General features: G+C 64.1%; 13 protein-coding genes. 1 reads left to right on the forward strand and 12 read right to left on the reverse strand.

All coding sequences use genetic code 11. The annotated features are described in order from the left end of the window. Positions 1-9 precede the first annotated feature (9 nt). The 12 genes from murG to CTEST_RS08900 form a co-directional block, all read right to left on the reverse strand. Positions 10-1,119 (reverse strand): undecaprenyldiphospho-muramoylpentapeptide beta-N-acetylglucosaminyltransferase, encoded by a 1,110-nt coding sequence (murG, locus tag CTEST_RS08845; protein ID WP_047253432.1) that lies wholly within the window; start codon positions 1,117-1,119, stop codon positions 10-12. A gap of 3 nt (positions 1,120-1,122) precedes the next feature. After that, complete coding sequence (locus tag CTEST_RS08850; RefSeq protein ID WP_052844348.1) at positions 1,123-2,574, reverse strand: FtsW/RodA/SpoVE family cell cycle protein; 1,452 nt, start codon at positions 2,572-2,574, stop codon at positions 1,123-1,125. Next, on the reverse strand, positions 2,571-3,971 hold the full coding sequence (murD, locus tag CTEST_RS08855) for a UDP-N-acetylmuramoyl-L-alanine--D-glutamate ligase (RefSeq protein ID WP_047253433.1): 1,401 nt from the start codon (positions 3,969-3,971) through the stop codon (positions 2,571-2,573). Before murD ends, CTEST_RS08850 begins: the two co-directional genes overlap by 4 nt. Next, positions 3,968-5,077, reverse strand: a complete 1,110-nt coding sequence (gene mraY / locus CTEST_RS08860) for a phospho-N-acetylmuramoyl-pentapeptide-transferase (RefSeq protein ID WP_047253434.1) — start codon at positions 5,075-5,077, stop codon at positions 3,968-3,970. Before mraY ends, murD begins: the two co-directional genes overlap by 4 nt. A 12-nt stretch (positions 5,078-5,089) precedes the next feature. Next, the gene (locus tag CTEST_RS08865; RefSeq protein WP_047253435.1) at positions 5,090-6,634 is read right to left on the reverse strand and encodes a UDP-N-acetylmuramoyl-tripeptide--D-alanyl-D-alanine ligase; all 1,545 of its coding nucleotides are present in this window, start codon (positions 6,632-6,634) and stop codon (positions 5,090-5,092) included. After that, a complete protein-coding gene (locus tag CTEST_RS08870; RefSeq protein ID WP_047253436.1) occupies positions 6,631-8,154 on the reverse strand; it encodes a UDP-N-acetylmuramoyl-L-alanyl-D-glutamate--2,6-diaminopimelate ligase in 1,524 nt (507 codons plus the stop codon). The genes CTEST_RS08865 and CTEST_RS08870 overlap by 4 nt, the downstream gene beginning before the upstream one ends. Positions 8,155-8,181: 27 nt before the next feature. After that, the gene (locus tag CTEST_RS08875; protein ID WP_047253437.1) at positions 8,182-10,029 is read right to left on the reverse strand and encodes a peptidoglycan D,D-transpeptidase FtsI family protein; all 1,848 of its coding nucleotides are present in this window, start codon (positions 10,027-10,029) and stop codon (positions 8,182-8,184) included. Positions 10,030-10,238: 209 nt separating this feature from the next. Further along, complete coding sequence (locus tag CTEST_RS08880; protein ID WP_236686069.1) at positions 10,239-11,042, reverse strand: hypothetical protein; 804 nt, start codon at positions 11,040-11,042, stop codon at positions 10,239-10,241. Further along, complete coding sequence (gene rsmH / locus CTEST_RS08885; RefSeq protein WP_083985526.1) at positions 11,039-12,055, reverse strand: 16S rRNA (cytosine(1402)-N(4))-methyltransferase RsmH; 1,017 nt, start codon at positions 12,053-12,055, stop codon at positions 11,039-11,041. The genes CTEST_RS08880 and rsmH overlap by 4 nt, the downstream gene beginning before the upstream one ends. Before the next feature lie 195 nt (positions 12,056-12,250). After that, positions 12,251-12,685: a division/cell wall cluster transcriptional repressor MraZ gene (gene mraZ / locus CTEST_RS08890; protein WP_047253439.1), complete on the reverse strand. Its 435-nt coding sequence runs from the start codon at positions 12,683-12,685 to the stop codon at positions 12,251-12,253. A gap of 530 nt (positions 12,686-13,215) precedes the next feature. After that, entirely contained in the window at positions 13,216-13,614 is a 399-nt protein-coding gene (locus tag CTEST_RS08895; RefSeq protein WP_047253440.1) for a DUF3040 domain-containing protein, read from the reverse strand. 126 nt (positions 13,615-13,740) lie between these two features. Next, positions 13,741-14,172, reverse strand: coding sequence for an SAV_6107 family HEPN domain-containing protein (locus CTEST_RS08900; RefSeq protein WP_047253441.1), 432 nt, complete (start codon positions 14,170-14,172; stop codon positions 13,741-13,743). Between the two features lie 193 nt (positions 14,173-14,365). Between CTEST_RS08900 and CTEST_RS08905 the strand changes: the two genes are divergently transcribed. Beyond that, positions 14,366-14,962 carry a GNAT family N-acetyltransferase gene (locus CTEST_RS08905; protein ID WP_047253442.1) on the forward strand — a complete coding sequence of 199 codons (597 nt, stop codon included), beginning with the start codon at positions 14,366-14,368 and terminating at the stop codon, positions 14,960-14,962. Positions 14,963-15,044 lie beyond the last annotated feature (82 nt).

A 15,044-nucleotide genomic window follows, 5' to 3' on the forward strand; every position in this document is an offset into this window, starting at 1 on the left:
AAAGGGTGGCTAGTTGGTGTTCTTGTCGGCGCCTGCGGTGCGCAGCGCCTCCACGACCGAATCGGCCAGGAGCCCCGCCGCGTCGCCTGCGGCATGGCCGCGGGCTTCCGCGCGCATGGCTGCCAACTTCTCATCGTCACCGAGAATCTCGGTGACCTCGCTGACCAGCCGGTCGGAGGTGAGGTCAGCGTCGTCGATCATTCGGGCTGCCCCGGCGGAGACGACGTCGAGGGCGTTGAGGGCTTGTTCGCCATTGCCGTGGGGCAAAGGAATGTAGATGGCCGGCAGCCCCGAGGCGGTGACCTCGGCGACGGTCATCGCGCCGGAGCGGCAGACGATGAGGTCAGCGACCGCGTAGGCCGCGGCCATGTCATCGATGTAGGGCACGGCCACGTAGTTGTCATACTCGGCGGGTGCGGTGTTGCGGCGGCCATAGGCGTGGAGCACCTGGAAACCAGCGGCCGCGGTCAACGTATCCACGGCCCCGGCGACCGCCTTGTTGATGTTGACTGCACCTTGGGAACCACCAGTGACCAGCAGTGTCTTCTTAGCGGGATCGAGTACCCACTGCTGGCGAGCGCGCTCGGCGGCCTCGGCGGTATCGCCGGTGCGCAGCTGCGCGCGGACGGGGATGCCGACGATACGGCCAGGCATGCCGGAACCGGCGAAGGCGTTGAATCCGGTGCCGCCGAGCCGCTGGCCGAGTTTGTTGGCCAGGCCGGCTCGCGCGTTGGCCTCGTGGACGAAGAAGGGAATGCGCAGCGACCGTGCCGCCAGGTAGGCCGGAGCGGAGACGTAGCCACCGAAGCCGATGAGCGCGTCGGCTTTCCGGTCTTTGAGGACCTTGCGGGCTTGGCGGACCGCCGTCACGAGGCGCCACGGAAGCTTCACCAGGTCGGCATTGGGGCGGCGGGGTACGGGCACCGGGTCGATGTAGTCCAGCTCGAAACCTCGGGCGGGGATGAGATCTGCCTCAAGCCCACGGCGGGTGCCGATGGCGCTCACCTTAGCCCCGTGCCCGTCCACGAGTGCTTCGGCGACGGCGAGGGCGGGTTCGATGTGCCCGGCTGTGCCGCCTCCGGCGACGACAATGGTGAGGCCGGTGTTGCCTGCGGACATGTCTTAGCGTCTCCTGTCGTGGTGGGGAGCTTGCGGTGCCCCACGGCGACGCGTGGGTGCGGGCGGGGCGGGATTTCTCCCCTTGACGCTACCAGTGACAGGGCTGCCGAACCGCTCTCGCTGTTCCGGTGATGGGCGACTAGCGGCCCGCCGGGATCGAGCGGTGGAACCGTCCGCCCCGCTGAGCACCGTGGGTTCCGGGAGGAACAGCGCCCGATCAAAGAGGGGACGGCCATAGGACTGCATCGCGGAGACGGCTTCGGGCTCGTGTCGGGCGACCGAGGCCAGCAGGCCCATGGACCCGAGCGTGATAATCGCGGAGGTACCGCCGGCCGAGATCATTGGCAGCTGAATACCGGTGACGGGCAGCAGGCCGACGACGTAGCCGATGTTGATGAACGCCTGCGACACCACTCCGGCGGTGAGGGTGGCGGCCATGAGGGATTGGAAGCGGTCCTGGGCGCGCATCGCGGCCCGCAGGCCAAAGATGCCGAGCAGGGCGAAGAGGATGATGACCAGGGCTCCGCCGAACCATCCCAGTTCCTCGCCGATGACAGCGAAGATGAAGTCGTTCTTGGCTTCCGGCAGGTAGAACCACTTGGCGCGGGACTGACCCAGGCCCACTCCCGTGGCTGAGCCGTCGGCCAGGGACAAAAAGCCTTGGTAGGACTGGAAGGCGGTGCCGCGGGTGTCTTCGAAGCGACCGAAGAGGGCGTCGAAGTAGACGTGGAAGCGGTGGGAGCGGAAGCCGCCGGACAGGAAGACGGCGATGAGCCCGGCGAAGGCCGCCACACCGGCGGCGGCAATCCAGCGGTAGTCCACCCCGGCGAAGAAGATGAGAAAGACCCAAACGATGCTGAAGGAGACGGCCATGCCCAGGTCGCCCTGGAGGGCGATGAGGATGGTCATCGCGGCGGCGACACCGGCGAAAAATTGGAAGCGGTAGTTGTGGAATGCGCGGGTGGCGGGCGGCTCGGAGAGAAGCTGCGCGCCCCAGACGGCGACGGCGACTTTGGCGAACTCGGAGGGCTGCAGGGTGGCGGGGCCGAGGATGATCCACGACTGGGAGCCGACTGATTCGCGGCCGGTACCAATGCCGGGAATGAGCACGGCGATGAGCAAGACCACGGCGATCACGACGAGCCAGGGGGCGAGTCTGCGCACTGTCCGTGGGCGTATCCGCAGCGCCATCCAGAAGGCGACGAGGCCGAGGACGACCATGACTCCCTGCTTGATGGATTGCCCCCACACGGTGGAGCCTTCGATGACTGACCACGTCATCGACGAGGACATCACCATGACCACGCCGATGCCGGTGAGCAGGAAGATGACGGAACGGATGATGAGGTAATCGGCACCCGGGTGGGCATCGAGCCAGCGTTGCATGGCCGCCCAGGTCTGTCCGAGTCGGCCGCCGCCCGTGCTGGTGGGCCGGGGCCTGGTGGGAGTACTCATGTGGTCTCCTTGGGGGCTCGTGGTGCGTGCCTGTTGGCGGCCGCTGTGAAGAGGTCTCCGCGTTGGCCCATGCCGGTGTACATGTCGAGGGAGGCTGCCGCCGGGGCGAGCAGCACCGTGTCACCCGGGTGTGAGCGCGCGGCGGCCCAGTCGACGAGTTCGTCCATGGCGATAACCGGGTCGGTGGAGTCGCTGATGAAGACGTCGACGTGAGGTGCATGTTCTGCTAGCGCTTGGGCGATGAGGGCGGCATCTGCGCCGAGTAGCCCGGCGGCGGTGAGGGCCTCACCGTGGTGGCGCACGAGGTCGGAGACATCCGCGCCTTTGAGTTGTCCGCCAGCAATCCAGATGACGTTTGCCAGCCCGCCGAGGGCGGCTTCGGCCGCATGCGGGTTGGTGGCTTTGGAATTGTCAATCCAGCGCACCCCTCCCCCGCTGGCGACGACTTGCCCGCGGTGGTCCGCCACCTGGAATTGGGCCAGGGCGGCGGCGATCTCGGCTGGGCTGACCCCTTGGCTGCGTGCGAGCGCGGCCGCAGCGAGGGCGTCGAGGATGCCGGCCGGTCCGGCGGGTTCGATGCCCTCGATGGGGGCAAGGGCGATGGGGATGGTTCCAGTGTTGTCGACCAGTTGGCCGTCGACCACGCCGAATTGCCCGGCGCCGGGTTTCTCGAGGGTGAAGCCGATGAGCCCGCTGATGCCTGCCGTGAGCGATCGCACGTGGGGGTCGTCGATGCCCGCCACGGCGATGGGCCCGGTGAGGGCACGCGCTTTGTCGTTGGCATAGGCATCGAAGCTGCCGTGCCAATCGATGTGGTCCTCGGCGAGGTTGAGTAGCACGCCCGCATCCGGGGTGAACTGGCTGGACCAGTGCAGTTGGAAGCTGGACAGTTCGGCTACCAGCACGTCGATTCTTTGCTTATCGACGATCGCGTCAGCCACCGACACCCCAATGTTCCCGACGGCCTCGGCCCGTCGGTCCGTCCGGGCCGAGGCTTGGTCCATCATCGCCGCCAGCATGGCGGTGGTGGTGGTTTTGCCATTGGTCCCGGTGACGACCAGCCAGGTGCGGGGAGCACCGAATGCCCCGGTGCGGTCGAGGCGATAGGCCAGCTCGACGTCGCCGATGACCTCGATGCCTGCCGCGGCGACGTCGACAAGCAATGGTGAGCTGGGCCGCCAGCCCGGCGAGGTGACGACGAGGGAGAACTCCGCGAGGCGCGCACGCGCCTCGGCGACGGTGATGCCGGGGACGTCGATAAGCGACAAAGCCTGGGCATTATCGTCGGCGACGATGGTGTCCACCCCGGCGTCGGCGAGCAACCGCGCGCAGCCGCGCCCGGAAACTCCGGCACCGGCGACGAGGACGCGACCATCGAGAAGCTCTGCGGGGATCATCGCAAGCTCACTCCCGTGGCTGTCAACCACTCCGCGTAGAAGAGGCTGACGCCGAGCATGACGGCCATCGCGGCGATGAGCCAGAAGCGAATGACGACTGTAGTTTCGGCCCAACCGCCGTTTTCAAAGTGATGGTGGAACGGCGCCATGCGGAAGAATCGGCGGCCGGTGGTGCGGAAGACGACGATCTGGATAACCACCGACGCGGCCTCCATGACGAAGAGGGCACCGACGATCACCATGAGCAGCTCCGTGCGGGAGGCGACGGACAAGCCGGCGACGAGTCCGCCGAGGGCCAAGGAACCGGTGTCACCCATGAAGATCTTCGCGGGGGCCGCGTTCCACCAGAGGAAACCAAGGCTCGCACCCAAGCCAGCGGCGGCGAGGATAGCCAGGTCCAGGGGGTCGCGCACCGAGTAGCAGCCCGGCTCGACGGCGACGGAGCACGAGTTGCGGAACTGCCAGAAGGTAATGAGGGCGTAGGCGCCCATCACGAACGCCGTGGTGCCAGCCGCAAGCCCGTCCAGCCCGTCGGTGAGGTTGACGGCATTCGACCAGGCGGCGATGAGGATGTAGATGAAGATGAGGAACACGATCGTGCCCAGGATCCCGCCGCCCAGGGCGATATCGAAGGTGTTGATGTCGCGGAAGAACGACAGGTGCGTCGACCCCGGAGTGAGGCCCTGATCATCGGGGAATTGCAGGATGAGCAGGCCGAAGGCGATGGCCAAGACCAGCTGGCCGACGAGCTTAGCGGTCTTGTTCAAGCCAAGGTTGCGGGCGCGGTAGAGCTTGATGAAGTCGTCGGCGAAGCCCAATCCACCTAAGCCCAGGGTGAGCCCCAGGATGAGCAGGCCGGAGACCGTGAACCCGCCGGTCTTGGTGATCATCCCGTAGAAACCGACCGCCAAGTACGAGATAGTGATGCCCGCGAGGATGGCAATGCCACCCATCGTCGGGGTGCCGCGCTTACGCAGGTGGGACTTCGGACCATCCTCGCGGATCTCCTGCCCCAGGCCCTCAGCGGAAAATCGCCGGATGAGCACCGGGGTGAGGAAAATGGCGATTAAGAAGCTGAGGACTCCTGCGATGATGATCTGTGTCACGGCTAATTGTCCCTACTTGTCTGTCTCATACGTTTTCTCATTGCTGGCACTGCGGTGAAGCAGACCCTCAGCGACACGCCACAACCCCTGAGAGTTGGACGCCTTCACGAGGACAACATCCCCAGGGTTGGTGCCACCAGGTCCGCTGTAGTCGCTCGGACGGGTCCGCAGCACGGTATCGACAAGAGTAATTGCCTCATCAATCGTCTGAGCAACTGACGTAGTTATACCCCGGTTCTCAGCCTCGGTGGCCATGGCGCGACTGTTCGCGCTCGACCCAACCGCAATGAGATGGGTGATGCGATAGCGATCCAGCTCCTCGCCGAGCTCCCGGTGAGACTGCTCCGCATCAGGGCCCAGCTCCCCCATCTCGCCCAAGACCGCCACGGCGCGGGCGTTCGGCCGCGCGGCGGCGGTGTACGCCAGGGCGGCGATTCCGGCCTTCATTGAATCGGGGTTGGCATTGTAGGAGTCATTGATCACGGTGACGCCGTCGCCCCGGGTCTGCACGTCCATTCGGTGGGCGGAGGCATTCTTGTGGTGGCTCAGTCCCTCCGCGATCTGCTCCAAGCTCAGCCCCACCGCCAGCCCGACGGCCGCGGCGGCAAGCGCGTTGGAGACCTGGTGCTCACCGAACACCTGCAGACTGATGCGGACGGAGTCGGTCGGCGTGCGCAGGGTAAAGCTGGGGCGGGCAACATCATCGAGTTCGATGTCCTCGGCCCACAGGTCTGCGCCCGGGGCCGGGGGCTGGGCTGCGGAGTAAAAAACCACCTGAGCCTCAGTGCGATCGGCCATCGCGGCGACGAAAGGATCATCGGCGTTGAGGATCGCGGTTCCGTCCACGGGCAGCGCCTCGACGAGTTCGCCCTTGGCCTGAGCAATGTTCTCCCGGGACCCAAATTCCCCCAGGTGCGCGGAACCGACGTTGAGGACAGCGCCGATCTGTGGCGGGGCGATCTCGGCCAACTGACGAATGTGGCCAATCCCCCTCGCCGACATCTCTGCGACAAGGAAACGAGTATCAGCATCGCAGCGCAGCGCCGTGTAAGGATGGCCGATTTCATTGTTGAACGACCCAGGCGGGGCCACGGTATCGCCGCTCCCCCGCAGCACAGATGCCACAAGGTCCTTGGTCGAGGTCTTGCCCGCCGACCCCGTGATACCCACGACGATAAGCTCATCCTCGGCTTCCAGCCGAGTGACCACTGCCCGCGCCAGCGCCGACAGCGCGCCAACCACCGCCGCGGCGGAGCCGTCCTCATCGTGGGCGTAGATATCCGCGTTCGAATCCGACCGTCCCTGCGGCTTAACGACGATCGCCGGTACCCCCAGCGGACGCGCCGCCAACACCGCCACCGCCCCAGCGGCGATGGCGGTCTCCGCGAAATCATGTCCGTCCACGCGGGCACCGGGAAGGGCAAGGAAGAGCCCACCCGGGGTCACTTTGCGGGAATCAAACTCGACGAACCCGGTAACCCGCGCTTGCGGGTCGGGAACGTCGTGGAGCTCACCGCCGACAATCTCGGCGATTTCAGCGAGCGAAAAATCAATCATTGTGACCTCTCCTCGAGGGCGCGGCGGACTTCTTCGCGATCATCAAAATGGTGGTCGACCCCGGCGATCAGCTGGCCGACCTCGTGGCCCTTACCGGCGACGACGACGCCATCGCCCGGCTGCGCCCACTGAATGAGGGCGTCGATCGCGCGGGCACGATCACCGACCTCCCGGATCTCTGCCGTCGTCCCGGCTTCCTCTGCACCGGCGAGAACAGCGGCACGGATCGTGGCGGGTTCCTCGCTGCGGGGGTTGTCATCGGTGATGATGACCAGGTCCGCCCGGCGGGCCGCCTCCGCACCCATGAGCGGTCGCTTGGAGGGGTCTCGATCCCCACCAGCGCCAACGACGACCCCGAGCCGACCGGTGATCTGTCCCCGCAAGGTGTCCAGCACCGCGGCGACGGCCGCCGGCTTGTGGGCGTAGTCGACGACAGCGAGGAAATCTTGCCCCGCGTCGATGCGCTCCATGCGTCCCGGGACGGCGACAGCGGCCAGGCCCGGGGTGAACTTCTCCGGGTCAACTCCCGCAGCCAGAGCACAGGCGGTGGCCAAAGCGGCGTTGGCAATGTTGAAATCGCCGGGCAGGGGAAGATCGAAGGTGATCGGGGCGTGCTGAGGAAGGGTGAGTTCGATGGTCTGGGCCCCGGTGGGGGCGAGTTCAATCTGCCGGGCATTGACGTCGGCTGCTTCACCTCGTGTGCCCACGGTCAGCGGATCGGCGGCAAGCTCGGCCATGCGCTCGCCCCACTCGTCGTCGATGCAGATAACCGATTGGCGCGCGGCCAGCGGAGAGGCTGGGTCGAAGAATCGTGCCTTGGCGGCGAAGTAGTCCTCCATCGTCGGATGGAAATCCAGGTGATCTTGGGAGAGGTTGGTAAACCCGGCAACATCGAAAAGCGTTCCGTCCACACGTCCCAGCGATAGCGCGTGGGAGGACACTTCCATGACCACGTGGGTGACACCCTCATCGCGCATGCGAGCAAAGAGGGCCTGCAGCGTGGGGGCCTCCGGAGTAGTGAGCTTGGTGGGGACCGGCACGCCGTCGATACGCGTGCCGGTAGTGCCGATGAGGCCCACCTTGTGGCCCGCATTGATGAGTCCTACCTCCAGCAGGTAGCTCGTCGTCGTCTTGCCGGACGTACCCGTCACGCCGATGATCGTGAGATCCCGGGAAGGGTGGCCGTACACCTCGGCTGCCAATGCACCGAGCACAGCCCGAACATCGGTAACCACGATGATTGGCCGCGACTCCCCCGCGGCGAGAAGGATGTCCCGGCCGGCACCGTCGGTGAGGATGGCGGCCGCGGTGGTTCCCGCCGCGAACTCTGCACCATGGCGCCTCGTACCCGGCAGCGCGGCAAACAATGCCCCGGACGGTTCCAAAGCAGTGGAATCAAGACTCATCGACGTGATAGCGGGGTCCGTATCGCCAGCCTGCACGAGAACGGCCTGCGCGGGCTCCGATGATTGATTCGCCAGGTTAACCAGGTGCGACAGGGTGGGTGCCTGTGATGCCATGGTGGTTCCTCCTTGGTGTAGGTCGGACTAGGGGGCCTGCAGGATGAGTTGTTCCTCGATGGGCGGGGACGTCGGAATGTTGTCTCGGTTGAGCAACCAAGACGCGATATCCCGGAAGATTGGCGCGGCAGATTGGCCGCCCGCTCCCCCGGGTTCCACGCCGCGACCCGGTTCATCCACCATAATCGCCACCACGAACCGAGGATCATCCGCGGGCGCGATGCCCGCGAAGGTAATCCAATAGGCACTGGAGGAATAGGCGCCGGTGTCGGGGTTAACCTTCTGCGCCGTACCGGTCTTGCCCGAGGTTTGGTAACCGGGGATGGCACCACCGACGCCGGTACCCGATTGGACGCCCGTCGGATCGGACTGCGTCACCGCACGGAACATATCCACCGTGGTCTTAGCTGTCTCCGGGCTGACAACCTGGACACGCTGGGGCTCCGGCAAATCCTGAACCTTGCCATCGGGGCCAGTGATGCTGTCAACGATGCGCGGCTGAATACGCTCACCATCATTGGCCAACGCCTGATAAATACCCGCCATCTGCAGGGTCGTCATGGACATGCCCTGCCCGATCGGCAGGTTGGCAAAAGTACCACCCGACCACTGCTCCAGCGGGGGAAGCTGACCGGCAGACTCGTTGGGCAACTCCACCCCAGTGGGCTGGCCAATGCCAAAACGCTTGAGATAGTCGTTATAGCGCTCCTCACCGAGCCGGTCCGCGAGCATGAGCGTGCCCACGTTGGAGGACTTACCGAAGATGCCGGTCGTGGTGTACGGCACCACGCCGTGCTCCCACGCATCCTTGACCGTGACACCGGCCATGTGGATCGAGCCCGGCACCTGGTGCACCTCATCGGGAGTGGTGAGGCCCTCCTCCAAGGTCGCGGCAGCAGTGATCGACTTGGCTACTGAACCCGGCTCGAAGGGATACGAGATGGTCTGGTTCTCAAAATCCTTGCCCTGCTCCAACTGCTTGCCAATATCGCCGTTGGGATCAATCGTGTCCGTATTCGCCATTGCCAACACATGGCCCGTAGCAACATCGAGCACGACGGCTTCCGCCGACTTCGCCATGGAGTTGTCTTTCGCCTGCTGCAAAAGCTGCTGCACGTAAGTCTGCAAATCCAGATCGAGGGTCAACTCGACGCTGGAGCCATTGACGGCCGGAACGACATCGCGCAGCGTGCCGGGGATGACCTGACCATCGGTGGAGACGTCCTCGGTCGAGCGGCCATTAATACCCGACAACATGGCATCGCCGGAGACCTCGAAACCGAACTGGCCCTGGCCATCCATCGACACTTTGCCGACGATATTCTCCGCGATAGCGCCATTGGGGTACTGCCGAATATCTTGATGGTCTGCAGCCACACCATGGAAGGTTGCGGCGATCTCCGTCGCGACATCGGGATCGACGTTGCGGACCAGAACTTCGTAGGTGGTGTCGGCCTTGAGCTTGTTGAGGATCTCCTTGTCCTTGAGATCTTCCCCCGACGCACCCGTCCGTTTAATCATGTCGGGAATCTCCCGCGACATGCGTTCCAGCACCGCATCCACGCGACTATTCAATTCCTCATTGATCTGGTCGTCGGACTTGCCGACGTTGTCCCCGTCGATCCGCATCTGCAGATCCTGCTGTTCACGCAGCTCACTGCGCAACAGACGTGGGGACACGGTGAGGCTGCGGGCCTGCATGGTGTAAGCCAGTCGGTTTCCCTCCCGGTCAGTGATTTCACCGCGACGGGCCGGATCAACATAGACCCGGGCTCGCTGTTCCTGGGCTTGCGCTGCCAGCTCCGGACCCCACACCCCCTGCACCCAGGCAAGACGCCCCACGAGCAGAAGAGACATCACCACGAACAAGGACATGATGAGGGTGACGCGCCGCTCGGTCAGCTTTCGGCCACGAGCGGGCTCCGGCTTTCCGGGGCGTGGTGGTAACGATGCTTCTCTACGTCCCACGGCGGGACGCGCGCCGGCATACGCACGGGTGGACGAACGACGGGACGAGTCGCCCCGCCCCGCATCACGCCTTCCGCCTCCAGCGTTCGGTGGTTTCACTACCGGTCCTCACCTGCCTAGTTGTTGTCAGTGCCCGTGGCCGGAACATTCGGCATGTACGGCGCCACCCCCGGCTCGGCCTGGGTGGCCCCAGCCGATGCCGCTCCAGTGGAGTTGCTGGGAAGCTGATGCCCCTGCGGTACCGCTTGGAGGTTGTTTCCCAGTTCGTTGATGGCCTCCGGATCCGTGGACGCCTGTCCCGGGCGGACGGGCGCTCCATTGATGTTCATAATAGGCCGGGTTGCTGGATCTGCTGGGCGCTGCTCGACGATGTCGCCATTTTCTGCCACGGCCAAGATTCCCGGCTGCGTGGGCACGGCCATGCCCAGCTCACCGGCACGGCGAGCCAGTTCAGCGGACGAGCTGGCATTGGCCAGATCGCGGTTGAGGGTCTCAATCTGGTTGTTAAGCTGCTTCTCCTGGGACACCAGCTGCTGCATGTGGAACGTCTGCTGAGTAGACATACCCGACAGAGCCATCGCTGCGGCTACACCACCGACGAAGAGGATGATGGCCAGCACGGACAGTTTGGCCAACAGCGGCGTCTGCTTCGATGGTGCCACCCGGCGACCACGCACGGACACGACCTGCTGGGAGCCCAGACGCTTTTGGTAGGGGCGCCGCCGCTGCGGCAGCGGGGCTCGCGGATCCCGGCCGGGAAGGTATCCCGGCGCCGCTGGCGGACTACCCGGCTGCGCATAGCTGCGAACCCGCTGGTCCCGGTCGAGCACCGCAGTGGAGCCGTTCCCGGTGCTGAAGTCACGGCTGGCGCCCATGGTGTGTCGATCCTTCCGGCGGTCGTACCTGTCGGTGCTGCTCACGATCGGTTCTCCTCGGGGTCAGGGAGCTTTTCCAGGGCCCGTACTCGTACGGGTGCGGCCCGCTGGTTCTCCTCGATCTCAGCTTCGGTGGCTTTTTCCGCCCCGCGGGTGACGGTGGCGAAACGGGGGGCGGTGCCCGGCAGATCCATGGGCAGGCCGGGTGGGGTGGTGGATGTGGTTAGTTCGTTGAAGGCCAGTTTGACGATGCGGTCTTCCAGCGATTGGTAGCTCATGAACACGACTCGCCCTCCCACAGCGAGTGACTGCGTGATCACCGGAATGACGTTTTCTATCGCCTCGAGCTCTTTGTTCACCTCAACCCGCAAGGCCTGGAAGGTGCGCTTGGCCGGGTGTCCGCCGGTGCGCCGCGTCGCGGCTGGGATGGTGGCATACAGCAGCTCGACAAGCCGCCCGGAGCTGCTAAAAGGCTCCTTCTCCCGCTCCTTGAGCACCGCCGAGGCGATCTTCCCGGCAAACCTCTCATCCCCATAGTTTTTGAGAATGCGCGCGAGATCGCCGTGGGAATAAGTATTGAGCACCTCGGCGGCGGTGATCCCCTGAGTGGGATCCATGCGCATGTCCAAGGGGGCGTCGATGCGATAGGCAAATCCCCGCTCCGGCTGGTCTAGCTGCATCGAGGACACGCCGAGATCAAAGAGAGCGCCGGCGATGCCGTGGTTACGCGCGCTGTCAAAGATGCCGTCCGCATCTTCGCCCTGCGCAATGGCATCGCCGATATCATCAAACCGAACCTGGACGCCGACGAAACGGGAGCCAAAGGGAGCCAGCCGCTCACTGGCTTGACCCAAAGAGGCCGCGTCACGGTCAACGCCAATGACCTTGACCTGAGGAAAGGTTCGCAGGAAGTGTTCGCTGTGTCCGCCAGCTCCGAGGGTGCCATCCACCAGGATGGCGTTGTCCCCCATCGCTTCGACTGCCGGGGCGAGCAATTCGGTCACGCGATCTCGCAAGACGGGAACGTGGCCGTGATTTCTCGCGATGTCAAAGTCCATGTCGCTTAGGTGATCTGTCACGGTTGCCCGCCCCCTTCGAGTGCTCATCGTGTCCCGATGTGTGCCCGACGTCGCGGACCGCGCGGGGTGCGTATAGAGCCCTGCCCGATGTGTTCATCTGATGTCGGGGAAGTACACCAGAGCATCACCTCGGGCAGAGTCCTTACACGCGCTCCGCCCGACCCTGTCAACAGGTCAGAGCAGTCCGCCGAGGACGTCATCTGTGTCAGCCGCCGAGAAAGCGGCTTCCGTTTCCTTCTGGTACGCGGCCCAGGATTCGGCATCCCAGATCTCGAGAAAGTCCACCGAGCCAATGACCACGCATTCCTTAGAAAGGTTCGCGTACTCCCGGTGCCCGGCTGACAAGGTGATGCGCCCATTTCCATCGGGTCGCTGTTCATCCGCGCTGGCAGCCAGGTTACGGATGAAGGCGCGAGCCTCCGGGTTGGTGCGGGACACGGCAGCGGCCTTTCGGGCACGTGCCGCGAACTCTTCCCGGGGATAGACCGCAAGGCTGTGGTCTTGCCCCTTCGTGATCATCAACCCACCAGCTAGATCCTCACGGAACTTGGCCGGCAGAGTCAGTCGACCTTTGTCATCGAGCTTCGGAGTGTAGGTACCGAGAAACATCCCGGGGCCACCTTCCTTGTCTCAATTCCGCCGATCGGATGGGTTCTCGCCATGGATCCGATGTGCCCCTCGGGACACCTCTTCTCCACCGCTGCGCCCCACAATACCCCACTTCGCCCCACAATCAACACCAATTAACACCAGCCACGCCGATGGTGTGAGCATTTCAGCATGTCATAGGTAGGAAAATTGCGTGGGGCACGTGCCCGCAATCAACAGAATCGGCCACAACACACGCCCCAACAGCCACTTTGGCAACATTGGCCCAATTGCCTACTTTCGTCCCAATTGCCCTCGTTCGACACTTCAGTTGCCGCTATCCTGGGACAATATTGAAGCAATCCACAGGGAAACCACATGAGCCAGCCCCCTCGGCGACGGCGGACATATCGCGAGCGGGGAAGGTGGGGCAAAGTGGGAGATGTTGGATACCCAGGACTCAAGGACACAAAAATCCCGCCCCACCACGAGGGTGGGACGGGCAATGACGTTAGGGTGCGGTGGCCAACTATGCGGCCAGCAACGCTTGGCTACTGATCTTCGAAGCGGCGACGGAAGTTCTCTTCCATCTTGTTACCCAGCGAGGAACTGTTAGCCGCGGCGGCCTTCTTCGTGCGCTTCGGGGATGATGCACTCTTGGAACGGGATCCGCTACCCCGCAACATCCACACACCCGCACCAAACATGACGAGGAAACCAACCACGCTCAGGGCAATAAACCACAGGCTTTGGGAAGCAAGGGCGACGCCGCCGATGAGCATGAGAAGCCCCACCACGGCGATGGCGATTCCACGCAGAGTTAATCCGCCGTTGCCACCACCTCCGAAAAGGTGATCACCAGACACGGATGCCCCGAACTTGGGGTCTTCAGCGAGAAGCGACTGCTCGATCTCACGCAACGCTCGCTGTTCCTGCTCTGAAAGAGACACTGGTTCCTCCCGGATTGACTGGGTTCTCTTAACTTACTGGGTGGAGCTCTATATAGAACCAACGTCCAGCCTAATGGGATTGTTCCCAAGAGTGCCAATGCCTACAAAACTACTATGCTGTCCCAGCTAGGCGGCGGCCGGGAAACCGCTCGCGTCGCCTTCCACCACTGCCAAAAACTCCGCAGCCAAGGCCATGATGTGATCGACGGTCGCATGATCCACGTCCCGCTCAAGGCCGGAAACCACGCGGGATCGCAGGCGAGAATATTGGCCAAAGGTATCGGCCCATTCCTCTCCCCCGCCTCCCATGAGGCGGAGCTGATCCCATGCGCTCGTCGGGCGGCGTCGACGGCCGGCCACCGAAGTCTCTGAGATCCACGCCCCCGCAGTGCGCAGTGCCGCCTGGTAGGCAGACTCCAAGGCCTGCTCCCAGTTCCCTTCCTCGCGGTAGGACACGGCCTGTGCGAGCAAAGCACTGGCTTTGCTGAGGAAGTCTGCCCGACGGGTTCCTCGACCGGTTCGGGTAAACCTGGTGGTTGCTGAGACGACGGGTGCCATCGGGACCAACTCCTTTCACCTTGTTGTTCACTGTTCGTTGTAGCTGTTGGACCAACCATAGAAGCCGGTCCGAACATGTTAACTAAAGTATAGAACGCAGTTTCGAACTCGGCAAGACTTTCGATGAAATTTCACTCCTTGGAGAATCGTGGCGCTCGCCTACCAGGCAGGGAGTTCGTGGTTCAGTGGAGGGGTGACTGTAGAAATCCGACGCCTGACCGGCCCAGAGTTCTCCGTGCTGGCCCCCCGGTTGGTCGACATCTATATCCAGGCCATGGGATACGATGCCTCGATCCACCACCGCCGTACCGAGTCATGGCGGCGGGAAGTCGTCCAACCTGGCTTTACTGCGTTGGCAGCTGTGGAGGGCGATCGGGCCCTCGGCGTTGCCTACGGCTACTTGGGCTCCCAAGACCTGTGGTGGGATCGGCAGGTCCGGCGTGGACTGCGCGAGGCGGGCGGGCCGACGACAGAGCAGGTCCTTCTCATGCGGGACTATTTCGAGGTGGCCGAGATTCACGTCGCGCCGGATAGTCAGGGCCAGGGGCTGGGGCGCAACCTGTTGTCGCAACTGCTGTGGAACGCTCCGGGCCGGCATGCCCTGCTGTCCACCCCCGAAGTGGAGCATGAGGCCAACAACGCTTTTGGCCTCTATCGCTCGATGGGCTTCCATGACGTCCTGCGCCATTTCACCTTCGACGGGGATGCGCGCCCGTTCGCTGTTCTCGCCGCTCCCCTCCCGCTACCGGGCATGGTGGAAAAGCCAGCTACGGATTCTTCACCCCGCTAACACCCCTCGGCTTCGTCTATCCAGGCACCTGACTGGGTATCCTAAGGGGCATCAATTCCTCCACTTCGAAGGGCCCGACGCG

Source organism: Corynebacterium testudinoris (assembly GCF_001021045.1).
In the GTDB taxonomy this organism is placed as follows: Bacteria; Actinomycetota; Actinomycetes; order Mycobacteriales; family Mycobacteriaceae; genus Corynebacterium; species Corynebacterium testudinoris.

Bases quoted from the DNA above. Each gene is read 5' to 3' on its own strand.
- CTEST_RS08875 (WP_047253437.1), bottom strand. From the start codon at position 10,029: ATGTCCTTGTTCGTGGTGATGTCTCTTCTGCTCGTGGGGCGTCTTGCC.
- CTEST_RS08900 (WP_047253441.1), bottom strand. From the start codon at position 14,172: ATGGCACCCGTCGTCTCAGCAACCACCAGGTTTACCCGAACCGGTCGA.
- murG (WP_047253432.1), bottom strand. From the start codon at position 1,119: ATGTCCGCAGGCAACACCGGCCTCACCATTGTCGTCGCCGGAGGCGGC.
- CTEST_RS08870 (WP_047253436.1), bottom strand. From the start codon at position 8,154: ATGGCATCACAGGCACCCACCCTGTCGCACCTGGTTAACCTGGCGAAT.
- mraZ (WP_047253439.1), bottom strand. From the start codon at position 12,685: ATGTTTCTCGGTACCTACACTCCGAAGCTCGATGACAAAGGTCGACTG.
- CTEST_RS08865 (WP_047253435.1), bottom strand. From the start codon at position 6,634: ATGATTGATTTTTCGCTCGCTGAAATCGCCGAGATTGTCGGCGGTGAG.
- rsmH (WP_083985526.1), bottom strand. From the start codon at position 12,055: ATGGACTTTGACATCGCGAGAAATCACGGCCACGTTCCCGTCTTGCGA.
- murD (WP_047253433.1), bottom strand. From the start codon at position 3,971: ATGATCCCCGCAGAGCTTCTCGATGGTCGCGTCCTCGTCGCCGGTGCC.
- CTEST_RS08850 (WP_052844348.1), bottom strand. From the start codon at position 2,574: ATGAGTACTCCCACCAGGCCCCGGCCCACCAGCACGGGCGGCGGCCGA.